This window comes from Variovorax sp. P1_H2, assembly GCF_056405295.1.
In genome coordinates this window covers 1-2,245 of sequence record NZ_JBFUCJ010000255.1, presented here as the reverse complement: position 1 = coordinate 2,245, position 2,245 = coordinate 1, and the positions used below count along the sequence as shown (strand labels likewise).

The 2,245-nt window shown below is 63.8% G+C and carries 2 protein-coding genes and 1 pseudogene; all 3 read right to left on the bottom strand.

The genetic code is table 11. The features are described 5' to 3' along the window. Positions 1–173 (bottom strand): annotated as a pseudogene (locus AC1D2E_RS35555) (carbohydrate ABC transporter permease); the annotation flags it as partial. 12 nt (positions 174–185) lie between these two features. Beyond that, entirely contained in the window at positions 186–1,043 is an 858-nt protein-coding gene (locus tag AC1D2E_RS35550) for a carbohydrate ABC transporter permease (protein WP_478201749.1), read from the bottom strand. Between the two features lie 77 nt (positions 1,044–1,120). Further along, positions 1,121–2,245 (bottom strand): ABC transporter substrate-binding protein (locus AC1D2E_RS35545; RefSeq protein WP_478201748.1); only part of this gene is annotated, 1,125 nt, incomplete at its 5' end.

Here is a 2,245-nt window from a genome sequence, read left to right as displayed (position 1 = left end):
TCGGTGAAGTTCTCCAGTGTCGGCTCGAACACGAAGAGCGGCGGCACGTGGATGGCTTGCAGTTCGGACTTGAAGGACGTCAGGAACAGCCAGCCGAGCGGGAAGAACAACAGCAGCGCGGCGAACCAGGCACCCGCGGTGCGCAGGGCGAGAGCCAGGAAGTTTTCATTCATGCGCGAGCTCCTTCAGTCCAGGTTCTTGCCGATGATGCGAATCAGGAAGGTCGCCACGATGTTCGCCAGCACCACCGCGAACAGCGCACCCGCCGAAGCCACGCCCACATCGAAATTCATCAGCGACTGCTTGAAGATCAGGTAGGTGAGGTTGGTGCTCTCGTTGCCCGGTCCGCCGTTGGTGGTGATCGCGATCTCGGCGAACACCGACAGCAGGAAGATCATCTCGATCATGATCACCACCGCCATCGGCCGCGCGAGGTGAGGCAGGGTGAGGTAGCCGAAACGCTGGAAGGCATTGGCGCCGTCCATGCGCGCCGCTTCCATCTGTTCGCGGTCGAGCGACTGCAGCGAGGTGATGAAGATCAGGCAGGCGAAGGGCAGCCACTGCCAGGCGACCATGACGATCACCGAGAAGAGCGGCACGTCGGTGAGCCAGTCCACGGGCGTTGCGCCGAAGGCCTTCCACAAGGTCGCGAGCAGGCCGTAGATCGGGTTCATCATCATGTGCTTCCACAGGAGCGCATTGACGGCCGGCATCACGAAGAAGGGCGAGATCAGCAGGACCCGCACGATTCCTCGACCCGGAAAGGGTTCGTTGACCAGCAGCGCCAGCAGCACCCCGAACACCACCGTGATGACGATCACGCTGCCGATGAGCACCAGCGTGTTCGACACCGCGGGCCAGAAGTCGGCGTCGGTGATGAAGAAGTGGAAGTTCTCGACGCCGAGGAATGCATGCGAGCCCGGCTGCATCAGGTTGTAGTTGATGACCGAAAAATAGATCGTCATCACCAGGGGCACGATCATCCAGAGCAGCAGTGCCAGCACGGCAGGCGCCATCAGCGACCGTGGCAGAAATCGATTCATGGGTGCGCTCCCAAAAGATCTGCGGACGAAGAGAGAAAGCCCGGCCGGTCAGCGGAGGGACCGGCCGAGCCTCTCGCCTACTTGTAGTAGCCGGCCTTGCGCATCTCGCGATCGGCCAGGGTCTGCGCCGTCTTGAGGGCTGCATCGACCGTGACCTTGCCCGCCAGCGCCGCGCTCATCTGCTGGCCGACGCCCACACCGATCGCCTGGAACTCGGGGATGGCCGCGAACTGCACGCCGACGTAGGGGCTCTTGGGCAACGTGCTGTCATTGGGGTTGGCGCTGTCGATCGCCTTCTTCTCGGCCTCGGCGAACTTGGCCGCCTTCATGAACTCGGGCGAGGCATAGGTCGACTTGCGCGTGCCCGTGGGCACCGAGCCCCATCCCTGTTCCTTGGCCACGAGCTGGACGTAGTCCTTGGAGGTGGCCCACTTGACGAACTTCTCGGCCGCATCGGTCTTGGTCGAGCTCGCGGGAATGGCGAGCGACCAGGCCCACAGCCAGTTCGCGCCCTTGGTCGTCGCGCTGTAGGGGCCCTGGGCGAAGGCGACCTTCTCGGCCACCTTGCTCTGCTTCGGGTCGGTGATGAACGAGGCCGCGATGGTCGCGTCGACCCACATGCCGCACTTGCCTTCGTTGTAGAGCGCCAGGATCTCGTTGAAGCTGTTGGCCGACGAGCCGGGCGGGCCGTATTTGGTGAGCAAATCGACGTAGAAGGTGACCGCGTCGTTCCAGGGCTTGGACTCGAGCTGGGGCTTCCAGCGCATGTCGAACCACTGGCCCCCGAAGCTGTTGACCATGGTCGACAGGAGGGCCATGTTGTCGCCCCAGCCCGGCTTGCCGCGCAGGCAGATGCCGTAGACGCCGGCCTTGGGGTCGTGGAGCTTGGCGGCGGCGTCGCGCACCTCGTTCCAGGTGGGCCGTTCGGAGAACTTGATGCCAGCCTTGTCGGCCAGGTCCTTGCGGTACATCAGCATCGAGCTCTCGCCGTAGAAGGGCGAGGCGTAGAGCTTGCCTTCATGCGACAGGCCGTCGCGGATCGCGGGCAGCAGGTCATCCGCATCGTAGGCGGCATCGGTCTTGATTTCCCTGAGCCAGCCCTTCTTGGCCCAGATCGGCGTCTCGTACATGCCGATCGTCATGACGTCGAACTGGCCGCCCTTGGTGGCGATGTCGGTGGTCACGCGCTGGCGCAGCGTGCC

Excerpts from the sequence above, each read along its gene's own strand:
- AC1D2E_RS35550 (WP_478201749.1), bottom strand. The coding sequence starts at position 1,043 with ATGAATCGATTTCTGCCACGGTCGCTGATGGCGCCTGCCGTGCTGGCA.